21 protein-coding genes and 1 tRNA gene are annotated in these 20,496 nt (G+C 66.3%); 16 read left to right on the top strand and 6 right to left on the bottom strand.

What is annotated here, in order from left to right; translation table 11 throughout:
• Positions 1-91: 91 nt before the first annotated feature.
• From KPB06_RS04760 to hisC, 8 genes are all read left to right on the top strand, one after another.
• Positions 92-1,915, top strand: coding sequence for a tetratricopeptide repeat protein (locus KPB06_RS04760; RefSeq protein ID WP_059642629.1), 1,824 nt, complete (start codon positions 92-94; stop codon positions 1,913-1,915).
• A complete protein-coding gene (gene lolB / locus KPB06_RS04765; protein ID WP_089465157.1) occupies positions 1,915-2,535 on the top strand; it encodes a lipoprotein insertase outer membrane protein LolB in 621 nt (206 codons plus the stop codon). Before KPB06_RS04760 ends, lolB begins: the two co-directional genes overlap by 1 nt.
• Positions 2,536-2,563: 28 nt before the next feature.
• Positions 2,564-3,445: a 4-(cytidine 5'-diphospho)-2-C-methyl-D-erythritol kinase gene (gene ispE / locus KPB06_RS04770; protein WP_059575646.1), complete on the top strand. Its 882-nt coding sequence runs from the start codon at positions 2,564-2,566 to the stop codon at positions 3,443-3,445.
• Positions 3,446-3,500: 55 nt separating this feature from the next.
• Positions 3,501-3,577, top strand: a tRNA-Gln gene (locus tag KPB06_RS04775).
• Positions 3,578-3,621: 44 nt separating this feature from the next.
• Entirely contained in the window at positions 3,622-4,584 is a 963-nt protein-coding gene (locus KPB06_RS04780; RefSeq protein WP_059575643.1) for a ribose-phosphate pyrophosphokinase, read from the top strand.
• A 161-nt stretch (positions 4,585-4,745) separates the two neighbouring features.
• Entirely contained in the window at positions 4,746-5,351 is a 606-nt protein-coding gene (locus KPB06_RS04785) for a 50S ribosomal protein L25/general stress protein Ctc (RefSeq protein ID WP_059575641.1), read from the top strand.
• 118 nt (positions 5,352-5,469) lie between these two features.
• Positions 5,470-6,069, top strand: a complete 600-nt coding sequence (pth, locus tag KPB06_RS04790) for an aminoacyl-tRNA hydrolase (protein WP_059642632.1) — start codon at positions 5,470-5,472, stop codon at positions 6,067-6,069.
• A 118-nt stretch (positions 6,070-6,187) separates the two neighbouring features.
• Positions 6,188-7,255 (top strand): histidinol-phosphate transaminase, encoded by a 1,068-nt coding sequence (gene hisC / locus KPB06_RS04795; protein WP_275905554.1) that lies wholly within the window; start codon positions 6,188-6,190, stop codon positions 7,253-7,255.
• Positions 7,256-7,335: 80 nt separating this feature from the next.
• Here the strand turns inward: hisC and KPB06_RS04800 are convergent, their stop codons facing one another.
• From KPB06_RS04800 to rsmD, 3 genes are all read right to left on the bottom strand, one after another.
• Positions 7,336-7,602: a YfhL family 4Fe-4S dicluster ferredoxin gene (locus KPB06_RS04800; RefSeq protein WP_006477774.1), complete on the bottom strand. Its 267-nt coding sequence runs from the start codon at positions 7,600-7,602 to the stop codon at positions 7,336-7,338.
• 59 nt (positions 7,603-7,661) lie between these two features.
• The gene (gene coaD / locus KPB06_RS04805) at positions 7,662-8,159 is read right to left on the bottom strand and encodes a pantetheine-phosphate adenylyltransferase (RefSeq protein WP_014895999.1); all 498 of its coding nucleotides are present in this window, start codon (positions 8,157-8,159) and stop codon (positions 7,662-7,664) included.
• A gap of 111 nt (positions 8,160-8,270) precedes the next feature.
• Positions 8,271-8,885: a 16S rRNA (guanine(966)-N(2))-methyltransferase RsmD gene (gene rsmD, locus KPB06_RS04810; RefSeq protein ID WP_060966638.1), complete on the bottom strand. Its 615-nt coding sequence runs from the start codon at positions 8,883-8,885 to the stop codon at positions 8,271-8,273.
• 218 nt (positions 8,886-9,103) lie between these two features.
• Between rsmD and ftsY the strand changes: the two genes are divergently transcribed.
• On the top strand, positions 9,104-10,249 hold the full coding sequence (gene ftsY / locus KPB06_RS04815) for a signal recognition particle-docking protein FtsY (protein ID WP_275905553.1): 1,146 nt from the start codon (positions 9,104-9,106) through the stop codon (positions 10,247-10,249).
• Positions 10,250-10,308: 59 nt separating this feature from the next.
• On the opposite strand, the gene maiA is transcribed toward ftsY, so the two are convergent.
• Complete coding sequence (gene maiA / locus KPB06_RS04820; protein ID WP_060966636.1) at positions 10,309-10,953, bottom strand: maleylacetoacetate isomerase; 645 nt, start codon at positions 10,951-10,953, stop codon at positions 10,309-10,311.
• A 181-nt stretch (positions 10,954-11,134) separates the two neighbouring features.
• Here maiA and ybiB point away from each other — a divergent pair, with 181 nt between their 5' ends.
• Positions 11,135-12,106 carry a DNA-binding protein YbiB gene (gene ybiB / locus KPB06_RS04825; protein ID WP_089465161.1) on the top strand — a complete coding sequence of 324 codons (972 nt, stop codon included), beginning with the start codon at positions 11,135-11,137 and terminating at the stop codon, positions 12,104-12,106.
• Between the two features lie 379 nt (positions 12,107-12,485).
• Complete coding sequence (leuA, locus tag KPB06_RS04830) at positions 12,486-14,132, top strand: 2-isopropylmalate synthase (RefSeq protein ID WP_059575628.1); 1,647 nt, start codon at positions 12,486-12,488, stop codon at positions 14,130-14,132.
• Positions 14,133-14,287: 155 nt separating this feature from the next.
• Here leuA and KPB06_RS04835 read toward each other — a convergent pair whose 3' ends face one another.
• Complete coding sequence (locus KPB06_RS04835; protein WP_059642650.1) at positions 14,288-14,671, bottom strand: nuclear transport factor 2 family protein; 384 nt, start codon at positions 14,669-14,671, stop codon at positions 14,288-14,290.
• A 45-nt stretch (positions 14,672-14,716) separates the two neighbouring features.
• Positions 14,717-15,286, bottom strand: coding sequence for an acyloxyacyl hydrolase (locus KPB06_RS04840; RefSeq protein WP_099316834.1), 570 nt, complete (start codon positions 15,284-15,286; stop codon positions 14,717-14,719).
• 359 nt (positions 15,287-15,645) lie between these two features.
• Between KPB06_RS04840 and rpoH the strand changes: the two genes are divergently transcribed.
• The 5 genes from rpoH (at position 15,646) to cydX (ending at position 20,162) form a co-directional block, all read left to right on the top strand.
• On the top strand, positions 15,646-16,581 hold the full coding sequence (rpoH, locus tag KPB06_RS04845; protein ID WP_060966632.1) for an RNA polymerase sigma factor RpoH: 936 nt from the start codon (positions 15,646-15,648) through the stop codon (positions 16,579-16,581).
• Positions 16,582-16,950: 369 nt separating this feature from the next.
• Positions 16,951-17,232 carry a cytochrome oxidase putative small subunit CydP gene (gene cydP, locus KPB06_RS04850; protein ID WP_179231750.1) on the top strand — a complete coding sequence of 94 codons (282 nt, stop codon included), beginning with the start codon at positions 16,951-16,953 and terminating at the stop codon, positions 17,230-17,232.
• The gene (locus tag KPB06_RS04855) at positions 17,222-18,802 is read left to right on the top strand and encodes a cytochrome ubiquinol oxidase subunit I (protein WP_059575619.1); all 1,581 of its coding nucleotides are present in this window, start codon (positions 17,222-17,224) and stop codon (positions 18,800-18,802) included. The genes cydP and KPB06_RS04855 overlap by 11 nt, the downstream gene beginning before the upstream one ends.
• A gap of 31 nt (positions 18,803-18,833) precedes the next feature.
• Positions 18,834-19,970: a cytochrome d ubiquinol oxidase subunit II gene (gene cydB, locus KPB06_RS04860; protein WP_089465163.1), complete on the top strand. Its 1,137-nt coding sequence runs from the start codon at positions 18,834-18,836 to the stop codon at positions 19,968-19,970.
• A gap of 69 nt (positions 19,971-20,039) precedes the next feature.
• The gene (gene cydX / locus KPB06_RS04865; RefSeq protein ID WP_006477761.1) at positions 20,040-20,162 is read left to right on the top strand and encodes a cytochrome bd-I oxidase subunit CydX; all 123 of its coding nucleotides are present in this window, start codon (positions 20,040-20,042) and stop codon (positions 20,160-20,162) included.
• The last annotated feature ends 334 nt before the right edge of the window (positions 20,163-20,496 follow it).

Consider the following 20,496-nt stretch of genomic DNA (forward strand, 5'->3'; position numbering starts at 1 on the left):
TGGGGATTCCACAGGCAAGCGGACCCTATCACGATCGTGCGTGTATTGTAGCGAGCGCGTTACAATCGGTTGAAACATCGAACGGATTTCCATGACTCTGCCCTCGAAGCTGCTTCAGAAGCGCCCCGCCGCCGTGCGCGGCGCGCGCGCCTTCCCGGTCCGTCGTGCACTCGGCGCCGCGCTGTTTGCCGCCTGGACCCTCACCGCCTTCCCGGCCCACGCGCAGGATCCGGCATCGGACGACGCGCAGCCGCAGGGTGCGTTCGAGCATGTGATGCCGGACGAGCAGAAGAATCTCCCCGGCGTGCCGCTGACGAGCCAGATCGTCTACCAGGTGCTCGCCGCCGAGGTCGCGCTCCAGCGCAACCAGCCGGCGCCGGCCTACCAGACCTACCTCGCGCTTGCCCGCGACACGCGCGATCCGCGCATGGCGCAGCGCGCGACCGAAATCGCGCTCGGCGCGCAGAGCCCGGCCGACGCGCTGTCCGCCGCGAATCTGTGGCGTCAGTACGCGCCGGATTCGAACCGCGCGTCGCAGGTCGACGCCGCGCTGCTGGTGCTCGCCGGCAAGCCGGCCGACGCGCAGCCGATGCTCGCGCGCGAGCTGGCCCGCGCGACCGGCGAGACGCGCGGCCCGGCGATCCTCGCGCTGCAGGCGCTGCTCGTGCGCGGCCCCGACCGCGTCGGCGGCCTCGCGGTGCTGAAGGACATGCTGAAGAACGACATGAGCCGCCCCGAGGCGCAGCTCGCGATCGCACGCCAGCAGCTCGCGGTCGACGACAAGGACGGCGCCGCGCAGTCGCTGAAGCAGGCGCTGCAGATCCGCCCCGACTACCTGCCGGCTGCGTTGATGCTGTCGCAGATGGGGCCGGCGGAACGCGCGGCGGGCATCGCGTCGTTCGAGAAGTATGTTCAGCAGAATCCGAAGTCGCGCGACGCACGGCTCGCGCTGTCGCAGCTCTATCTCGCCGACGACCGCCTCGACGATGCGCAGAAGCAGTTCGAGACGATGCGCAAGCTCGACGCGAAGGATCCGACGCCGCTGATGGCGCTCGCGCTGATCAAGATCCAGCAGAAGAAACTCGACGAGGCGACCGGCTACCTGAAGCAGTACGTGCAGCTCGGCGACAAGCAGCCGAACCTCGACGTCGGCCAGGGCTACATCTACCTCGCGCAGATCGCGATCGACCAGAACAACGACGCGCAGGCGTCGCAATGGCTCGACAAGGTCGACCAGACGAGCCAGCACTACCTGCCCGCGCAGATCACGCGCGCGCAACTGCTGCAGAAACAGGGCAAGACCGACGAGGCGCGCAAGGTGCTCGACAACCTGCCGATCACGGATCCGCGCGACGCGGCCGTGGTGGCGCGCACGGATGCGTCGATCCTGTTCACCGCGAAGCGCTATCCGGAAGCGGAAGCGCGGCTCGGACAGGCCGTCCAGGACTTCCCGGACGATCCCGACCTGCGCTACGACTACGCGATGGCGGCCGAAAAGACGGGCCACTACGCGACGATGGAAAAGCAGTTGCGCGAGCTGATCCGTACGCAGCCCGACAACCCGCAGGCCTACAACGCGCTCGGCTATTCGCTCGCCGACCGCAACCAGCGCCTGCCCGAGGCCAGCAAGCTGATCGACAAGGCGATGTCGCTCGCGCCGAACGACGCATACATCATGGACAGCCTCGGCTGGGTGAAGTACCGGATGGGCGACACGGCCGGCGCGACGAAGGTGCTGCAGCGCGCATACGAACTGCAGCCGAACGCCGAAATCGGCGCGCATCTCGGCGAAGTGCTGTGGAAGAGCGGCGCGCAGGACGACGCGCGCAACGCGTGGCGTGCCGCTCGGAAGCTCGAACCCGACAACGAAACGCTCGTGCAGACGCTGAAACGCCTGCAGATCAACGACCTTTGATGCGGATGTTCCCGATGTTTTCCCTGCCCTCGCGCGCGCAGCGCACGCTGGCCGCGGCCGGCGCGGCGCTCGCGCTCGCCGGCTGCGCGAGCACGCCGCCGTCGGCCAACGCGCCGACGGGCGCCGCGCTGCAGACGGCGGCAACCCATGCGTACCACGGCCGCTTCGCGGTGCGGTACGACGATCGTCTCGGCAACCCGCAGAACGTGTACGGCAACTTCGACTGGCAGGAGCACGGCGACGACGTGTCGCTCGAACTGCGCAGCCCGCTCGGCCAGACGCTCGCGGTCGTGAAATCGACGCCGCGCGCGGCGTCGCTCGAATTGCCGAACCGCCCGACCCAATATGCGCCGGACGTCGGCGACCTGATGCAGAAAGCGCTCGGCTTCGAGCTGCCGCTCGCGGGCCTGCGCTACTGGCTGCTGCCGACCGCCGCCCCGGCGACGCCCGCGGAAACGGTGCGCGACCCGGCCGACGGCGCGCGCATCAAGCAGCTCCGCCAGGACGGCTGGACGATCGACTACCTTGCCTACGCGGATGCCCCGGCCACGGGCGTCAAACGCGTCAACCTCGTGCGCGCGACGCCGCCGCTCGACATCAAGCTCGTGCTCGATCAGTGAGCACGCGCGCTTAAGCCTCGATACCCGCATGACCGATTCGACCCGCTCGCTGCGCAACTGCCTGGCGCCCGCGAAACTCAACCTGTTCCTGCACATCACCGGCCGCCGTCCGAACGGCTATCACGATCTGCAGAGCGTATTCCAGCTGCTGAACTGGGGCGACACGCTGCACTTCACGCGCCGCGACGACGGCCGCGTCGCACGCGTCACCGACGTGCCCGGCGTGCCCGAGGAAAGCGATCTCGTCGTGCGCGCGGCCAATCTGCTGAAAGCGCATACGGGCGCGGCGCACGGCGTCGACATCGAGATCGACAAGATCCTGCCGATGGGCGCCGGCCTCGGCGGCGGCAGCTCCGACGCGGCGACGACGCTGCTCGCGCTGAACCGCCTGTGGCAACTGGATCTGCCGCGCGCGGAACTCCAGTCGCTCGCGGTCAAACTCGGCGCCGACGTCCCGTTTTTTATTTTCGGAAAAAATGCGTTCGCGGAGGGTATCGGAGAAGAATTAGCTGAGGTAGAATTGCCGACTCGCTGGTTCCTGGTTGTGACGCCACGCGTTCATGTCCCGACCGCTGAAATATTTTCAGATGAGTTGTTGACAAGAGATACGAAGCCCGTCACAATTGCTGACTTTCTTGCACAGCAAACCAGCGATGCGGGATGGCCAGATAGCTTCGGCCGGAACGATATGCAGGAAGTTGTAACAAGGAAGTACGCGGAAGTTGCGCAGGTGGTCAAATGGTTGTATGATGTGACCCCCGCGAGGATGACCGGCTCCGGAGCAAGCGTGTTTGCAGCGTTTCACAGCAAGCACGAGGCAGAAGCGGCGAAAGCCAAACTGCCCGCCAGTTGGAATGGCGCAGTTGCCGAGAGCCTGAACGAGCATCCGCTCTTCGCTTTCGCGTCATGAAGTTTTACTTTGCCGAACGGCCTACACATGTTCGGTGAAGTTATCAGTTAAGTGTAGGGGAGTCGCCAAGTTGGTCAAGGCACCGGATTTTGATTCCGGCATGCGAGGGTTCGAGTCCTTCCTCCCCTGCCAAAAATTTTCCCGCATTTCCCGCCCAAGCCTGAAGCAGGTGCACGATGAGCAGCCACAGCCATGATGGCCTGATGGTCTTTACTGGCAACGCGAATCCCGCGCTCGCCCAGGAAGTCGTCAGTATCCTTGGTATTCCCCTCGGCAAAGCAATGGTCAGCCGTTTCTCCGACGGCGAGATCCAGGTCGAGATCCAGGAAAACGTGCGCGGCAAGGATGTCTTCGTCCTGCAATCCACGTGCGCACCGGCGAACGACAACCTGATGGAACTGATGATCATGGTCGATGCGCTCAAGCGCGCATCCGCCGGCCGGATCACCGCTGCCATCCCCTACTTCGGCTATGCCCGTCAGGATCGCCGCCCGCGTTCGGCGCGCGTCGCGATCTCGGCGAAGGTCGTCGCGAACATGCTGGAAATCGCCGGCGTCGAGCGGATCATCACGATGGATCTGCACGCCGACCAGATTCAAGGCTTCTTCGACATCCCGGTCGACAACATCTACGCGACGCCGATCCTGCTGGGCGACCTGCGCAAGCAGAACTACTCGGATCTGCTCGTCGTGTCGCCGGACGTCGGCGGCGTGGTGCGTGCCCGGGCGCTCGCGAAGCAGCTCAACTGCGATCTCGCGATCATCGACAAGCGTCGCCCGAAGGCGAACGTCGCCGAAGTGATGAACATCATCGGTGAAGTCGAAGGCCGCACCTGCGTGATCATGGACGACATGGTCGATACGGCCGGCACGCTCTGCAAGGCCGCGCAAGTGCTGAAGGACCGCGGCGCGAAGCAGGTGTTCGCCTACGCGACGCACCCGGTGCTGTCGGGCGGCGCCGCGGACCGCATCGCCGCATCGGCACTCGACGAGCTGGTCGTCACCGATACGATCCCGCTGTCGGCCGAATCGCTGGCGTGCTCGAAGATCCGCTCGCTGACGAGCGCGAGCCTGCTGGCCGAGACGTTCTCGCGGATTCGCCGCGGCGATTCGGTGATGTCGCTGTTCGCGGAATCCTGATCGCGAATCGACGCAACAAAGCATGCGCGGAAAGCGAAGCGGCAACGCTTCGCTTTTTGCACAATCGGACGGGATAGACGAAACCCCGGCCGTTTCATCGGGGGCCGCCATTTGATGGCCCCGTTTTACTGCCTGGTCGCGGGCAGCCATTGGAGAATCACATGAAAGTCGTCGCTTTCGAGCGCCAACAGCAAGGTACGGGTGCGAGCCGCCGCCTGCGCAACGCCGGTAAGACCACGGGTATCGTTTACGGTGGCGAAGCCGCCCCGCAAAAGATCGAACTCGATCACAACGCCCTGTGGCACGCCCTGAAGAAGGAAGCTTTCCACTCGTCGATCCTCGATCTCGAAGTGGCCGGCCAGTCGCAACAGGTTCTGCTGCGCGACGTGCAATACCACCCGTTCAAGCAACTGGTGCTGCACGTGGACTTCCAGCGCGTCGACGCGAAGAAGAAGCTGCACACGAAGGTGCCGCTGCACTTCCTGAACGCTGAAGTCAGCCCGGCCGTCAAGCTGTCGAGCGCGGTCGTTTCGCACGTCGCGACGGAAATCGAAGTCGAGTGCCTGCCGGCTGCCCTGCCGGAGTTCCTCGAAGTCGACCTGTCGAAGATCGAAGCCGGTCAGTCGCTGCACGCGAAGGACATCGCACTGCCGAAGGGCGTGACGCTGGTCGCGCACGTCGACGCGGAAAACCCGGTTGTCGCGTCGGCGACAATCCCGGCTGGTGCCGTGTCGGACGCAGCAGAAGGCGAAACGCCGGCTGCCTGAGCGGCTGCCTGCGCCCCATCGATCCGTTTCGCGAAACGGTCGACGCAACCCGCCGCGGCTTGCCCGGCGGGTTTTTCTTTTTCTGCGCCCAGGCGGCCGCCGCCGCCTTCGAAACGTCATGATCAAACTGATCGTCGGCCTCGGCAATCCCGGGGCGGAATACACCGCGACGCGCCACAACGCCGGTTTCTGGCTGGTCGACCAGCTCGCCCGCGAAGCCGGCACGATGCTGCGCGACGAACGCCGCTTCCACGGCTTCTACGCGAAAGCGCGCCTGCACGGCGAGGAAGTCCATCTGCTCGAGCCGCAGACCTACATGAACCGCTCCGGCCAGTCGGTCGTCGCGCTCGCGCAATTCTTCAAGATCCTGCCCGACCAGATCCTCGTCGCGCACGACGAGCTCGATCTGCCGCCCGGCACCGTGAAGCTGAAGCTCGGCGGCGGCAGCGGCGGCCACAACGGGCTGAAGGACATCACCGCGCATCTGTCGTCGCAGCAATACTGGCGGCTGCGGATCGGCATCGGCCATCCGCGCGACCTGATTCCGGAAAGTGCGCGCGCCGGCGCGAAGCCCGACGTCGCGAATTTCGTGCTGAAGCCGCCGCGCCGCGAGGAACAGGACGTGATCGACGCATCGATCGAACGCGCGCTCGCCGTGATGCCGATGGTCGTCAAGGGCGAACTCGACCGCGCGACGATGCAACTGCATCGCAACTGATCGCCCGCCTCAGCGGCCCGGTGCATCGGCCGTCGGGCGCAACCCGGTGGCCTCGCCCGCCCCACCGCGACGCGCACATGCGGTAATCTGGACGTTTTTGCCCGACAGGAGCCAAGCGGTGAGCCGTTACTGGAGCGACGTCGTTCAGCAACTCGTGCCTTACGTGCCGGGCGAACAGCCCGCGCTCGCGCACCCCGTCAAGCTGAACACCAACGAGAATCCCTATCCGCCGTCGCCGCGCGTCGTCGCGGCGATCGCACGCGAACTCGGCGACACCGGCGACACGCTGCGCCGCTATCCGGACCCGGTCGCGCGCGCGCTGCGCGAGATGGTCGCGGCCCATCACCGCATCCAGCCCGGGCAGGTGTTCGTCGGCAACGGCTCCGACGAGGTGCTCGCGCATGCGTTCCAGGCGCTGCTCAAGCACGACCGGCCGCTGCGCTTTCCCGACATCACGTACAGCTTCTACCCGACCTACGCGCGCCTGTACGGCGTCGAGACCACGGTCGTGCCGCTCGCGGACGATTTCTCGATCCGCGTCGACGATTATCTCGACGACGCCGGCGGCGTGCTGTTTCCGAACCCGAATGCGCCGACCGGGCGCGCGCTGCCGCTCGCGGACGTCGAGCGGATCGCGGCCGCGAATCCGTCGTCGGTCGTCGTGATCGACGAAGCGTACGTCGATTTCGGCGCGCAGTCGGCGATTACGCTGATCGACCGTCATCCGAACCTGCTCGTCGTGCATACGACGTCGAAGGCGCGCTCGCTCGCGGGCATGCGCGTCGGCTTCGCGTTCGGCGATGCGGCGCTGATCGACGCGCTGAACCGCGTGAAGGACAGCTTCAACTCGTACCCGCTCGACCGGCTCGCGCAGGTTGCCGCACAGGCCGCGTATGAAGACACCGATCATTTCAACGCCACCTGCCGGCGCGTGATCGACAGCCGCGCGCGGCTCACGCATGCGCTCGGCGCACTCGGCTTCGAGATCGTGCCGTCGGCCGCGAATTTCGTGTTCGCGCGCCATCCCGCGCACGATGCGGGCACGATCGCGGCGAAGCTGAAGGAACGGGAAATTTTCGTGCGGCACTTCCGGCTGCCGCGGATCGACCAGCACCTGCGTATCACCGTCGGCACCGATGCCGAATGCGATGCGCTCGTCGCGGCGTTGCGCGCGCTGCTGGCCTGACACGGAAAGATCGGCGCCGGGCGGCGCCGATCCGAAAGCGCGGCGCGCGGGCCAATCGAGGCGCGCGCGTCAGCGCAGAATCACGATGCGTCGTCGCCCTTCACGGCGATCAGCGCGTGATACTTCTCCATCAATTGCGCATGCGATTCGTCATGCTGCGGATCGCGCGGAATGCATTCGACCGGACACACCTGCTGGCACTGCGGTTCGTCGAAATGGCCGACGCACTCGGTGCACTTGTTCGGGTCGATCACGTAGATGTCCGGGCCCATCGAAATCGCGCCGTTCGGGCACTCGGGCTCGCACACGTCGCAATTGATGCACTCGTCGGTAATCATCAAAGCCATACTGATCTCACTTCTTCAGGCCGTCGGCCGGCCTCGCAACGAAACCGGCCGACGCCGCGTCACGCGGCGGGGCCTCCCATCGCGGCGACTTTCTCGGTCAACCATTTCTCGACGGACGGAAACACGAATTTGCTGACATCGCCGCCCAATTGCGCGATTTCACGCACGATCGTTCCCGAGATGAACTGGTACTGGTCGGACGGCGTCATGAACATCGTCTCGACGTCGGGCAGCAGATAGCGGTTCATCCCTGCCATCTGGAACTCATACTCGAAATCGGACACGGCGCGCAGCCCGCGCACGATCACGCGCGCATTGTTGACGCGGACGAAATCCTTCAGGAGGCCTGTGAAACTCATCACCTTCACGTTCGGGTAATGGCCGAGCACCTCGTTCGCAATCGTCAGACGTTCTTCGAGCGAGAAAAACGGCTTTTTCGCGCGGCTGTCGGCAACGCCCACCACCAGCGTATCAAAAATGCTCGACGCGCGCCGCACGAGGTCTTCGTGCCCGCGCGTCAGCGGATCGAACGTACCGGGATACACGGCGACTACCATGTCGCTCCTCCTGTCATCACGCAAACGGGATGGCAGCCGTGCGATGCACGCGCCGCTGCCGAGATGGGCATGCGTCGCCTTTGCGGCGCGCCGCCTCGTATGGAACGCGCATTATTCATCATTTTCGCGCCGCAGCAAATGATAGTGAACCGCCCCGGCCTTGCCGCGCTTCACCACCTGCCAGCCAGCCAGCGCGTCGTGCGCGGCCGGATCGAGTTCCGCCCCCGTTTCGACGTACAGCGCGCCGTCCGTCGCCACGAGCGGCGCCGCCAGCGCGATCGCGCGCTCGAGCGCGGCCAGGTCGTCGAACGGCGGATCGAGGAACACGACGTCGAACGCGCCCGGCGTGAGCCCGGCCGCGAGCCGCAGCGCATCGGCTTCGGCGATCTCGACCGAACGGGCGCCGAGCTTGTCCTTGATCGCACGCAGCTGGTGCGCCGCGCGCGGATGGCGCTCGACCATCACGACGCTCGCCGCGCCGCGCGACGCTGCCTCGAAGCCGAGCGCGCCGGTGCCCGCGAACAGGTCGAGGCAGCGCCAGCCTTCGAGATCCTGGCCGAGCCAGTTGAACAGCGTCTCGCGTACGCGATCGGGCGTCGGGCGCAGGCCGTCGAGATCGAGCACCGCGAGCGGCGTGCGTTTCCAGTCGCCGCCGATGATGCGGATCGTGTGCGGCTTGCCGCGGCCGGAAGGGGCCGCTGAGCGGCCGGAAGAGGAACGGGACATTCGGGAATATCGACAACGGAGGGACCGGACGCGCGCAGCCGCGCGCCGCCAAACAGGCGCACGTTACCACAGCGGCGACGCGCGCTGACGCGAGCGCCACGCCGCACTGATAAAATGCACGGTTTCGGCCGCCGAGCGCCGCGCCCACGCGAACGCAGAACGGCCCGTCCGGCGCCCCCGCCCCCGGCGGCGGCCCGCCCTCTTCCCGACGCCAGACCATGTTCAGTTTCTTCAAACGATTCAAGAAAACGCAGGAGCCCGATCCGGCGGAATCGCAATCGGCCGACGCGCAGCAAGCGGACGAAGCGTCCGACGCCGACGCGCCACCCGCGGCCGAGCTGCCGCAGGCGAGCGCCCAACCGGCCGCGCCGGCCGTCGTGATGACGGTCACGCCGACCAACGACGGCCGCGACGAAGTCGTCGAGACGGTCGAGATCGTCCCGCCGCCGCAGCAGGACGCCTCCGCGAAGAAGTCGTGGCTCGCACGCCTGAAAACGGGGCTCGCGAAGACGGGCTCGAGCATCACCGGCGTCTTCGTCAACACGAAGATCGACGAGGACCTGTACGAGGAGCTCGAAACCGCGCTGCTGATGTCGGACGCGGGCGTCGACGCGACCGAATACCTGCTCGGCGCGCTGCGCGAGAAGGTGCGCGCCGGCCGGCTGACCGATCCGCAGCAGGTGAAGGATGCGCTGCACGACCTGCTCGTCGAGCTGCTGGCGCCGCTCGAGAAATCGCTGATGCTCGGCCGCGCGCAGCCGCTCGTGATGATGATCGCCGGCGTGAACGGCGCGGGCAAGACGACCAGCATCGGCAAGCTCGCGAAGCATCTGCAGAGCTTCGACCAGTCGGTGCTGCTGGCCGCCGGCGACACGTTCCGCGCGGCGGCGCGCGAACAGCTGGCGGTCTGGGGCGAGCGCAACAACGTGACGGTCGTGCAGCAGGAAAGCGGCGATCCGGCCGCGGTGATCTTCGACGCGGTCAGCGCCGCGCGCGCGCGCAAGATCGACGTGATGATGGCCGACACGGCCGGCCGCCTGCCGACGCAGCTGCACCTGATGGAAGAGCTGAAGAAGGTGAAGCGCGTGATCGCGAAGGCGCACGACGGCGCGCCGCACGAGGTGCTGCTGGTGATCGACGCGAACACGGGCCAGAACGCGCTCACGCAGGTGAAGGCGTTCGACGACGCGCTGGGCCTGACCGGCCTGATCGTCACGAAGCTCGACGGCACCGCGAAGGGCGGGATTCTCGCCGCTATCGCGCGGCAACGGCCGGTGCCCGTCTACTTTATCGGCGTCGGCGAGAAGGTCGAGGACCTGCAGCCGTTCAGCGCGGTGGAATTCGCGGACGCGCTGCTCGGCTGACCGCCGCCGGCTCGCCTCGCACGGGGCGCCTTCGGGCGCCCTTTTTCATGCGGTCGCGCTCATTCCGCGTCGGGCTGCACACCCGGCTCGGCGGCCTTGAACGCATCGATCGTCGCCGCATGGTCGACGATCCGCTGGATCGTCGGGAAACGCGTCGTATCGATCGAGAAGCGGTTCGCGTTGAACACCTGCGGCACGAGGCACACGTCGGCGAGCGTCGGCGTGTCGCCGAAGCACAGCTTGCCGGTGCGCGGATCGTTCGCGAGACGGGTCTCCAGTGTGTCGAAGCCCGCCTCGATCCAGTGCCGGTACCACGCGTTCTTTGCGTCCTCGGACACCTTCAGCGTGTGCTTCAGGTACTTCAGCACGCGCAGGTTGTTGAGCGGATGAATCTCGCACGCGATCTGCAGCGCGACCGCGCGCACGTACGCGCGATCGACCGGCTGCTTCGGCAGCAACGGGGGCTCGGGATGGGTTTCGTCGAGATATTCGATGATCGCGAGCGACTGCTGCAGCGTCGCGTCGCCGTCGATCAGCGTCGGCACGACCGCATCCGGATTCAGCGCGCGGTACGCGTCCTTCAGTTGCTCGCCGCCGTCGCGCAGCATGTGCACGGGCGCATAGTCGAACGGCAACTGCTTCAGGTTCAGGGCGATCCGCACGCGGTACGACGCGGAACTGCGGAAATAGCTGTAGAGCTTCATGGGATGTCTCGCTTTTGGTCGTATTCGGCCGGCGGCGGCACGGGCGCGGCGCAGCCGGTGCGCGCGGCGCCGGGAACCAGAGTGTAGCGCGGCGCGATGCGCGGCCGCGCCCGTGCGATACTCGGGGCATTCCTCACCGCTCACCGCGCGGCCCCACGCCGGCCGCCCGCCCCACGTTCCGATGACCGCTTCCCACGATCCCGCCGCCCCGTTCCCTTGCGCCCGCTTCATCAAGGAAATCGGCCGCGGCCCGAACGGCGCGCGCGCCCTGTCCGCCGAGGACACGTTCGAGCTCTATCGCGCGATGCTCGATGCGCGCGTGTCGGACCTCGAACTCGGCGCGATCCTGATCGCCTATCGGCTGAAAGGCGAATCCGCCGACGAACTGGCCGCGATGCTCGCCGCCGCGCAGGCGTCGTTCGAGCCCGTGCACGTGCAGGACGCCGCGTTCCGCCCAGTGTCGATCCCGAGCTACAACGGCGCGCGCAAGCAGCCGAACCTCGTGCCGCTGCTCGCATTGCTGCTCGCGCGCGAAGGCGTGCCGGTGCTCGTGCATGGGGTGGAGCGCGATCCGGGCCGCGTGACGAGCGCGGAGATTTTCTCGGCGCTGTCGCTCGCGCCGTCGACGTCGCACGATGCGATCGAGGACACGCTCGCCGAACGCCGCGTCGCATTCGCGCCGATCGACGTGCTCGCGCCGCGCATCGCGCACCTGCTGTCGATGCGCAGGGTGCTCGGCGTGCGCAACTCGACGCATACGCTCGTGAAGATTCTGCAGCCGTTCGCGCCGGCCGGCCTGCGGCTCGTCAACTACACGCACCCGCCGTACCGCGACAGCCTCGCGCAGCTGTTCCGCGATCATCCGGACGCCGCGCTCGGCGGTGCGCTGCTCGCGCGCGGCACCGAAGGCGAAGCGGTGGCCGACACGCGGCGCCAGGTGCAGGTCGACTGGCTGCACGACGGCGTGTGCGACACGCTGATCGACGCCGAGCGTTCGTCGACCGACGCGCCGCCCGTCGCGCTGCCCGAGTCGCGCGATGCGGCGACCACGGCCGCGTGGACGGACGCCGTGCTGCGCGGCGAGGTGCCGGTGCCCGACACGGTCGCGCGGCAGGTCGCGACGATCGTGCGGATCGCCCGCGTCGCGCGCTGACGGCGCGGCGGCGCCCGCCCCGTTATCCCGATATTTGACACGGGAGCGCATCCTGGCATAGAGTTGGCGTCATGCGTTCCTTTCCGAACACCCTCCGAATTACCTCCGGCCGCCTAGCGCGGCCGCTATCGCTACGACTAGCCTAAGGCTGTCGTAGCGCCGTGTGCTGTCCGCACGGTCCTCCCAGCAGTTCCTCGCCGTACCCCTCTCGCAGTTTTTACAACCCGAAGTCGTCAGCCTTCGTCCGTCCATCCGTCGGCCGATTCGCGAAGACCATCCGCATCCATGGCGCCATCGCGCGCCGGGGGGTGCGAGGCAGCGCCAACCATCGCCCATGCCGCCCGTCTTCGCTCGCGACTTGAGACCCGAGGTCCAGAAGATGATGCGCAATCCGCAAGACAAGTACCGTCCGTTCGAGCCCGTCCGCCTCAATGGCCGCCGCTGGCCGGCCCGCACCATCGAGCGCGCGCCCGTGTGGATGAGCACCGACCTGCGCGACGGCAACCAGTCGCTGATCGAGCCGATGAGCATCGAGCAGAAGCTCGAGTTCTTCGAGATGCTGATCGCGATCGGATTCAAGGAGATCGAAGTCGGCTTTCCGTCGGCGTCGCAAACCGATTTCGATTTCGTCCGCAAGCTGATCGACGACAAGCGGATTCCCGACGACGTGACGATCGAGGTGCTCGTGCAGTCGCGCGAAGACCTGATCGCGCGCACGTTCGACGCGCTGGAAGGCGTGCCGCGCGCGATCGTGCACCTGTACAACGCGGTTTGCCCGTCGTTCCGCCGCATCGTGTTCGGGATGTCGAAGGACGACGTGAAGGCGCTCGCGATCGACGGCACGCGCATCATCAAGGAACACGCCGCCGCGCGCCCCGATACGCACTGGACGTTCCAGTACTCGCCGGAAACCTTCAGCATGACCGAGCTGACGTTCGCGCGCGAGATCTGCGACGCGGTCGCGCAGACGTGGCGTCCGACCCGCGACCACAAGATGATCGTCAACCTGCCGGCCACCGTCGAAGCCGCGACCCCGAACGTGTTCGCCGACCAGATCGAATGGATGGACCGCAACCTCGCGTATCGCGACAGCATCGTGCTCTCCGTGCATCCGCACAACGATCGCGGCACGGCGGTCGCGGCGGCCGAACTCGCGCTGCTCGCGGGCGCCGACCGCATCGAGGGCTGCCTGTTCGGCAACGGCGAGCGCACCGGCAACGTCGATCTCGTCACGCTCGCGTTGAACCTCTACACGCAAGGCATCGACCCGGGCCTCGATTTCTCCGACATCGATGCGGTGCGCCGCGTCGTCGAGCGCTGCAACCAGATTCCGGTGCATCCGCGCCACCCGTACGCGGGCGACCTCGTGTTCACCGCGTTTTCGGGCTCGCACCAGGACGCGATCCGCAAGGGCTTCGCGCAGCAGCGCGCCGACGCGGTCTGGGAAGTGCCGTACCTGCCGATCGACCCGGCCGATCTCGGCCGCAGCTACGACGCGGTGATCCGCGTGAACAGCCAGTCCGGCAAGGGCGGCGCGACGTTCCTGCTCGAACGCGGGATGGGCTTCACGCCGACGCGCCGCGTGCAGATCGAATTCAGCCAGGCGGTGCAGACGCTCGCCGATGCGTCGGGCGAGGAAGTGACGGGCGACGCGATCTGCGCGCTGTTCGCACGCGAATTCCTCGAAACCGACGGCCCGGCCGCGCGCCACGGCAGCGGCGCGCGCTGGCGGAACCGCGAGATCGCGGCGGCGCCCGCCGCCGACGCGACGCCCGACGACACCGTGCGACGTTTCGCCGCGGCCTTTGCGACGGCCGCCGGCGCCGCCGTCGACATTGCGTCGTGCGAACACGTGCGCGCCGCGGACGGCCGGATCGCGGTATCGGTCGGCTGCCGGGTCGGCGACGCGCCGCTGCGGCACGGCGTCGGCGTGCACGCCGATGCGGCGAGCGCGGCGCTCGATGCGCTCGTCAGCGCGATCAACCGCTCGGCATGGCACTGCGCGGATCGCCGCGCCGCGGCCTGAGCGCCGGGCTTCGATGCAGGGTTGAATGTCAGCGAGCGGTGCGTGACCGCCCGTGCGCCGCGCGATCCGCGCCGCACGAGGCAGCAAAAAGCGGCTCAGAAGGCCGCTTCGGTCGAGGCATGAAAAGGGACACTACCCGGGGGCGCCACCCGCGCTCATGTTTCGGTCGCGCACCGCGTCGCCTGCCACGCGAGCAGCCGCCACTGCCCGTGCTCGTGCGTGTGCACGGCCGTGTAGGCAATCGGAAACACGAGGCCGCCATTGTTCGTTTCCATCTCGATCAACGCGCGCCCGGTCACGACGCAGGTGGCATCGCCGACGGGCAGCAGGTCCTGCGACTGGACCTCGATCTGACGATAGCGGCGGCGGCCGGCGACGATGGCGTCGATGAACTGCTGCTTGGTTTCGCGTTTGCCGTTGGTGTGCACGAAGAACACCTTGTCCGACAATTGCGCGTCGAGCGCCTCGCCGTCGCCGTCCACCATCGCCCGGAACCGATCGCGCTCGAGCGCGCGGATCGCATCGACCACCTTCGCCATCGCCTGACTCCTCGGCAACGCGCCCGCCGTGCGCCGGCGTGCGGATCAGAAGTTGTACTGCAGGTAGAACTGGTGGAAATTTATACCAGGATTCGGCTCTTTGATACCCGCGTTAGACACATGTTGGAAACGGTAACCAACCTGATACTGTTGCCGTTGGCCGAACTGCGCGCCGACGCCGACGACGTCCGCGAACTGGAACGATGTCGACAGCGACAGATTGTTCGAGATCGTCGGATGCGTAAGGAACCGGATGCCGGCGCCGGCCTCGACGAACGGGCGAACCTGGCCCGCGCTCTTGATGAAACGGAACATCGGCGTCGCGCCGAATTCACCGATGTTGGCGTGCACGTTGCCGCCGGTGTGCCAGTAGCCGACATGGCCTTCCATCACGAACGCGAAGTGCCAGCCGCCGATTTCCCACCAGTTCCAGCCCGGATCCCAGACCACGCCGAGATCGGCCTTGTCGATCCCGTGGCGATCGGAAAATCCGCCGCCCGCCTGGATTCCCCAGCGATCCGCGAAAGCCGCACCCGATCCGCCCAGGAGAGACGCCGCCAGCGTCGCGTGCAGCACCACCCGGCCGCGGGGCCGACGGTTCTTCTTATTGTTCATCTGACACTCCAACTTTGTGGGTTGAATGGAGCCTGCCGCGACGGCCCGGCCCGAGCGAACTGAATGGTATGGTAAAGGACTTTTCGGATCGGCATCACGAAGCGAAATTGTTTGCTTCCAAAACGACAAAAATCGAAATCGTCTCCCGATTCCCATCAGAAACAACGGCTTACGGAACTTCGCGGCGGAGGCCTTGTCGCAGAATAGACTATCGGCTCGACTGATTCGATAGAAAATAGGGAACTTGGATGCCCCCGTGGCCTCTAAGGAATTAGCACTCATCTTGCGGGAGTGCTAAGATGGCCTCCGGAATCTCAACCGAGACCGGGGGTTTGCCCCTGATTCCAAAGGAGTTTTTAGTGAGCAACGCCCTGACCCTCCCGAACACCCTGCGCCCGACGCCGGCCAAGGCCGAATCGGCAGGCTCGCTGGCGCTCGCAGCCCAATCGATGTTGCCCGGCCAGCTCGGCAACATCGACGCGTACATCCAGGCCGTCAATCGCATTCCGCTGCTGACCGCCGAAGAGGAACGCCGGTACGCAACCGAATTCCGCGAGGACAACAACCTCGACGCGGCGCGTCGGCTCGTGCTGTCGCACCTGCGTCTCGTCGTGTCGATCGCGCGCAACTACCTCGGCTACGGCCTGCCGCACGGCGACCTGATCCAGGAAGGCAACATCGGCCTGATGAAAGCCGTGAAGCGGTTCGACCCGGCGCAAAACGTGCGCCTGGTGTCGTATGCGATTCACTGGATCAAGGCCGAGATCCACGAGTACATCCTGCGCAACTGGCGCATGGTGAAGGTCGCGACGACGAAGGCGCAGCGCAAGCTGTTCTTCAACCTGCGCAGCCACAAGAAGAGCATGCAGGCGATGACGCCGGAGGAAATCGACGGCCTCGCGCAGGAGCTCAACGTCAAGCGCGAGGAAGTGACCGAGATGGAAACGCGCCTGTCGGGCGGCGACATCGCGCTCGAAGGGCAGGTCGACGACGGCGAGGAGTCGTACGCGCCGATCGCCTACCTGGCCGACTCGCACAACGAGCCGACCGCCGTGCTCGCCGCGCGCCAGCGCGACATGCTGCAGACGGACGGCATCGCGCAGGCGCTCGACGCGCTCGACGCGCGCAGCCGCCGCATCATCGAGGCGCGCTGGCTGCACGTCGACGACGACGGCTCGGGCGGCTCGACGCTGCACGATCTCGCCGCCGAGTTCGGCGTGTCGGCGGAACGCATCCGCCAGATCGAAGCGAGCGCGATGAAAAAGATGCGCACGGCCCTCGCCGAATACGCGTAAATCCCGGCGATTCAGAGCACTGCATCGAAACCGCTGCCCGACCGGCAGCGGTTTTTTTTCGTCCGTTTTCCACTGCTTTTGACGCGCTTTTCAGCGCGTTTCACGCCCCGTTTCCCTCCCCGTTTCCCGCCCGTTAATTGAACTGATTCATCCGGCATTGCGCTATTTGCAGCGCTCATCCGCATAACCTTGATCCACCTCAATTTTCAACCCCTGTTTCGCGACGGTCTGCCGCAGCGCAGCACTCGGCATCGGAAAGCAGTCCTTTTAAAATTGGCACGTCAGGCGCAAAAGGATTAAAACAGCTTCACGGCCGTCACCAATCCGACGTAAAGTCGCCCCCAATCCGACCTAAATCGATTCAGGATAATCGCCTTGATCTCGATCAATAAAGAGCCTGCGCCGCCCTCGCGGCCGGCCGGCCCGATCGGCTGGCGCGCGCGCATCGCCGCATGGGCACGCGGACCGACCCTCGCCCGCGACATCACCCTGGTGCTGATCGTCAAGCTGATCCTCCTGATGTCGCTCAAATACGCATTCTTCAATCATCCGCAGGCCGAGCACATGTCGTTGCCGCCTGCCGCCGTGGCCGAGAAGCTGCTCTCGGTGCCGGCGCCTGCACCCACCGAGGGAGACCACCATGATAAGTAGCGAAGTCGTCGATCTGTCGCGTCTGCAGTTCGGCATCACGGCGCTCTACCACTTCCTGTTCGTGCCGCTGACGCTCGGCCTGTCCTGGCTGCTCGTCATCATGGAAGCCGTCTACGTGATGACCGGCAAACAGGTCTACAAGGACATGACGCAGTTCTGGGGCAAGCTGTTCGGGATCAACTTCGCGATGGGCGTGACGACCGGCATCACGCTCGAATTCCAGTTCGGCACGAACTGGTCGTACTACTCGCACTACGTCGGCGACATCTTCGGCGTGCCGCTCGCGGTCGAAGGCCTGATGGCGTTCTTCCTCGAATCGACGTTCGTCGGCCTGTTCTTCTTCGGCTGGAACCGCCTGTCGAAGGTCAAGCACCTGATCGTCACGTTCCTCGTCGCGCTGGGCTCGAACCTGTCCGCGTTGTGGATCCTCGTCGCGAACGGCTGGATGAACAACCCGGTCGGCGCCGAATTCAACTACCAGACGATGCGCATGGAGATGACGAGCCTGTTCGACGTGCTGTTCAACCCGGTCGCGCAGGTGAAGTTCGTGCACACCGTGTCGGCCGGCTACGTGTCGGCGGCGATGTTCGTGCTCGGCGTGTCGTCGTGGTACCTGCTGAAGAAGCGCGACGTCGACTTCGCGCTGCGCTCGTTCGCGGTCGCGGCCGGCTTCGGCCTCGCGGCCACGCTGTGCGTGATCGTGCTCGGCGACGAATCGGGCTACACGACCGGCGAAGTGCAGAAGATGAAGCTCGCCGCGATCGAATCCGAATGGGAAACGCAACCGGCGCCCGCGTCGTTCACGCTGATCGGCATCCCGAACCAGGAGGAACAGCGCACCGACTACGCGATCAAGATCCCGTACGCGCTCGGCCTGATCGCGACGCGCTCGATCGACGAACCCGTGATCGGCCTGCGCGACCTCGCGAAGCACAGCGAGGAGCACATCCAGAGCGGGATGATCGCGTACGGTGCGCTGCAGAAGATCAAGCAGGGCGACACGAGCGACGCGACGCGCGCGCTGTTCGACCAGCACAAGCAGTATCTCGGCTACGGGCTGATGCTCAAGCAGTTCACGCCGAACGTGACCGACGCGACGCCCGAGCAGATCAAGGCCGCCGCGAAGAAGACGATCCCGCCCGTCGCGCCGGTGTTCTTCTCGTTCCGGATCATGGTGTTCCTCGGCTTCCTGTTCGTCGCGACGTTCGTTGCCGCGTTCTGGTTCTGCGCGCGCCGGCAACTGCTGCAGGACAACCGCCGCTGGTTCCTGCGCTACGCGGTGTGGGCGATCCCGCTGCCGTGGATCGCGATCGAATTCGGCTGGATCGTCGCCGAACTCGGCCGCCAGCCGTGGACGATCGCCGGCGTGCTGCCGACGCACCTGTCCGCGTCGAGCCTGCAGCCGAGCGACCTGTACCTGAGTCTCGCCGGCTTCATCCTGTTCTACACCGCGCTGTTCGTCATCGAGATCAAGCTGATGTTCAAGTACGCGCGCCTCGGCCCGTCGTCGCTGCATACCGGCCGCTATCACCACGAACTCGCCGCTGCCGGCGAGCGGGCCGCGGTTTGAACACGCCCTCGCAACCGAACAAGGAATCGCTATGGACTATGCAACGCTCAAGCTGATCTGGTGGGTGCTCGTCGGCGTGCTGCTGATCGGCTTCGCCGTCACCGACGGCTTCGACATGGGCGCGACCGCGCTGCTGCCGTTCCTCGGCAAGACCGACGAGGAGCGCCGCATCATCGTCAACACGGTCGGCGCGACGTGGGAAGGCAACCAGGTGTGGCTGATCACGGCCGGCGGCGCGATGTTCGCGGCCTGGCCGCTCGTCTACGCGGCGTCGTTCTCCGGCTTCTACTTCGCGATGCTGCTCGTGCTGTTCGCGCTGTTCTTCCGGCCGGTGGGCTTCGACTACCGCAGCAAGCGGCCGGACCCGCGCTGGCGCGCGGGCTGGGACTGGGGCCTGTTCGCCGGCGGCTTCGTGCCGGCGCTCGTGTTCGGCGTCGCGTTCGGCAACCTGCTGCAGGGCGTGCCGTTCAAGTTCGACAGCGACCTGCGCGTGACCTACTACGGCGGCTTCTGGGCGCTGCTGAACCCGTTCGCGCTGCTGTGCGGGCTCGTCAGCCTCACGATGCTCGTCGCGCACGGCGCGGCGTTCATCAAGATGAAGACCGACGGCGCGATCGCGCGCCGTGCGTCGATCGCGCTGCGCGTGGCGTCGTTCCTCGCGGTCGTGCTGTTCGTGCTGGCCGGCGTGCTGGTGGCCTCCTACATCGGCGGCTTCCACATCACCCACGCCGCGCCGACCGACACCGTCGCGAACCCGCTGCTCAAGGACGTCGCCGCCGGTTCGGGCCTGTGGCTCGCGAACTACGGCGACTATCCGTGGATGATCGCGGCGCCGGTCGCCGGGATCGCGGGCGGCGTGCTCGCGCTGCTGCTCGCCGGCTCGAAGCAGGAAAAGACGGCGTTCTTCTGCACGGGCCTGATGATCGCCGGCGTGATCCTGACCGCGGGCTTCTCGATGTTCCCGTTCATCATGCCGTCGTCGCTCGACCCGCGCAGCAGCCTGACCGTGTGGGATTCGACGTCGAGCCACATGACGCTGCAGGTGATGCTGTTCGCGGTGATCGTGTTCCTGCCGATCGTGCTGATCTACACGAGCTGGGTGTATCGCGTGATGCGCGGGAAGGTCACGCACCAGACGCTCGAAGAGAACAAGCACTCGATGTATTGATGCATTGAACCGGGTCGGGGCGCGCGGGCGCCTCGCCCGCCGTTCCACCGTTTCGCAAGGAGTCGGATCATGTGGTATTTCAGCTGGATTCTCGGTATCGGCGTCGCGCTGTCGTTCGGCATCGTCAACGCGATGTGGCTCGAAGCGCGGCAGAAGACGCAGGAAGCGCCCGTGCGGGCACGCCGCGACTGACGCACAGGCGCACCGGCGCACTGACGCGTGACGCGCGCGCCGATCGCGCGCCGCCACCGCCCGGAAGGGAAAGAACCTCGCTTCACGCGAGGTTTTTTTTCGTCCTGGCCGCGCGCGGGCAGGCGTCATGCATCGATGCCAATTTAGCGCCAGATTGATACCACTTGAATACCAATAAAAGGTTTCATAAGATCGTTGGACACGGCCGCTGACAGGCCGATTCCTTCTGGGTGGGGGAGACATGCGAATCCCGTGTGTGGCGTGCGCGTGCGCGCCGTGTCGACGTCCGTGTGCCGCGGCGCGCGCCGTCGTCGCGATCGCGTTCGGCCGCACG

It is taken from the genome of Burkholderia semiarida (genome assembly GCF_029268935.1).
GTDB lineage: Bacteria > Pseudomonadota > Gammaproteobacteria > Burkholderiales > Burkholderiaceae > Burkholderia > Burkholderia semiarida.

What these genes read in the sequence shown, in the direction of transcription:
- ispE (WP_059575646.1), top strand. Translation starts at nt 2,564, where the DNA reads ATGACCGATTCGACCCGCTCGCTGCGCAACTGCCTGGCGCCCGCGAAA.
- KPB06_RS04780 (WP_059575643.1), top strand. Translation starts at nt 3,622, where the DNA reads ATGAGCAGCCACAGCCATGATGGCCTGATGGTCTTTACTGGCAACGCG.
- ybiB (WP_089465161.1), top strand. Translation starts at nt 11,135, where the DNA reads ATGACCGCTTCCCACGATCCCGCCGCCCCGTTCCCTTGCGCCCGCTTC.
- ftsY (WP_275905553.1), top strand. Translation starts at nt 9,104, where the DNA reads ATGTTCAGTTTCTTCAAACGATTCAAGAAAACGCAGGAGCCCGATCCG.
- KPB06_RS04785 (WP_059575641.1), top strand. Translation starts at nt 4,746, where the DNA reads ATGAAAGTCGTCGCTTTCGAGCGCCAACAGCAAGGTACGGGTGCGAGC.
- maiA (WP_060966636.1), bottom strand. Translation starts at nt 10,953, where the DNA reads ATGAAGCTCTACAGCTATTTCCGCAGTTCCGCGTCGTACCGCGTGCGG.
- lolB (WP_089465157.1), top strand. Translation starts at nt 1,915, where the DNA reads ATGCGGATGTTCCCGATGTTTTCCCTGCCCTCGCGCGCGCAGCGCACG.
- KPB06_RS04840 (WP_099316834.1), bottom strand. Translation starts at nt 15,286, where the DNA reads ATGAACAATAAGAAGAACCGTCGGCCCCGCGGCCGGGTGGTGCTGCAC.
- KPB06_RS04855 (WP_059575619.1), top strand. Translation starts at nt 17,222, where the DNA reads ATGATAAGTAGCGAAGTCGTCGATCTGTCGCGTCTGCAGTTCGGCATC.
- KPB06_RS04760 (WP_059642629.1), top strand. Translation starts at nt 92, where the DNA reads ATGACTCTGCCCTCGAAGCTGCTTCAGAAGCGCCCCGCCGCCGTGCGC.
- pth (WP_059642632.1), top strand. Translation starts at nt 5,470, where the DNA reads ATGATCAAACTGATCGTCGGCCTCGGCAATCCCGGGGCGGAATACACC.
- KPB06_RS04835 (WP_059642650.1), bottom strand. Translation starts at nt 14,671, where the DNA reads ATGGCGAAGGTGGTCGATGCGATCCGCGCGCTCGAGCGCGATCGGTTC.
- cydB (WP_089465163.1), top strand. Translation starts at nt 18,834, where the DNA reads ATGGACTATGCAACGCTCAAGCTGATCTGGTGGGTGCTCGTCGGCGTG.
- leuA (WP_059575628.1), top strand. Translation starts at nt 12,486, where the DNA reads ATGATGCGCAATCCGCAAGACAAGTACCGTCCGTTCGAGCCCGTCCGC.
- rsmD (WP_060966638.1), bottom strand. Translation starts at nt 8,885, where the DNA reads ATGTCCCGTTCCTCTTCCGGCCGCTCAGCGGCCCCTTCCGGCCGCGGC.
- cydX (WP_006477761.1), top strand. Translation starts at nt 20,040, where the DNA reads ATGTGGTATTTCAGCTGGATTCTCGGTATCGGCGTCGCGCTGTCGTTC.
- coaD (WP_014895999.1), bottom strand. Translation starts at nt 8,159, where the DNA reads ATGGTAGTCGCCGTGTATCCCGGTACGTTCGATCCGCTGACGCGCGGG.
- KPB06_RS04800 (WP_006477774.1), bottom strand. Translation starts at nt 7,602, where the DNA reads ATGGCTTTGATGATTACCGACGAGTGCATCAATTGCGACGTGTGCGAG.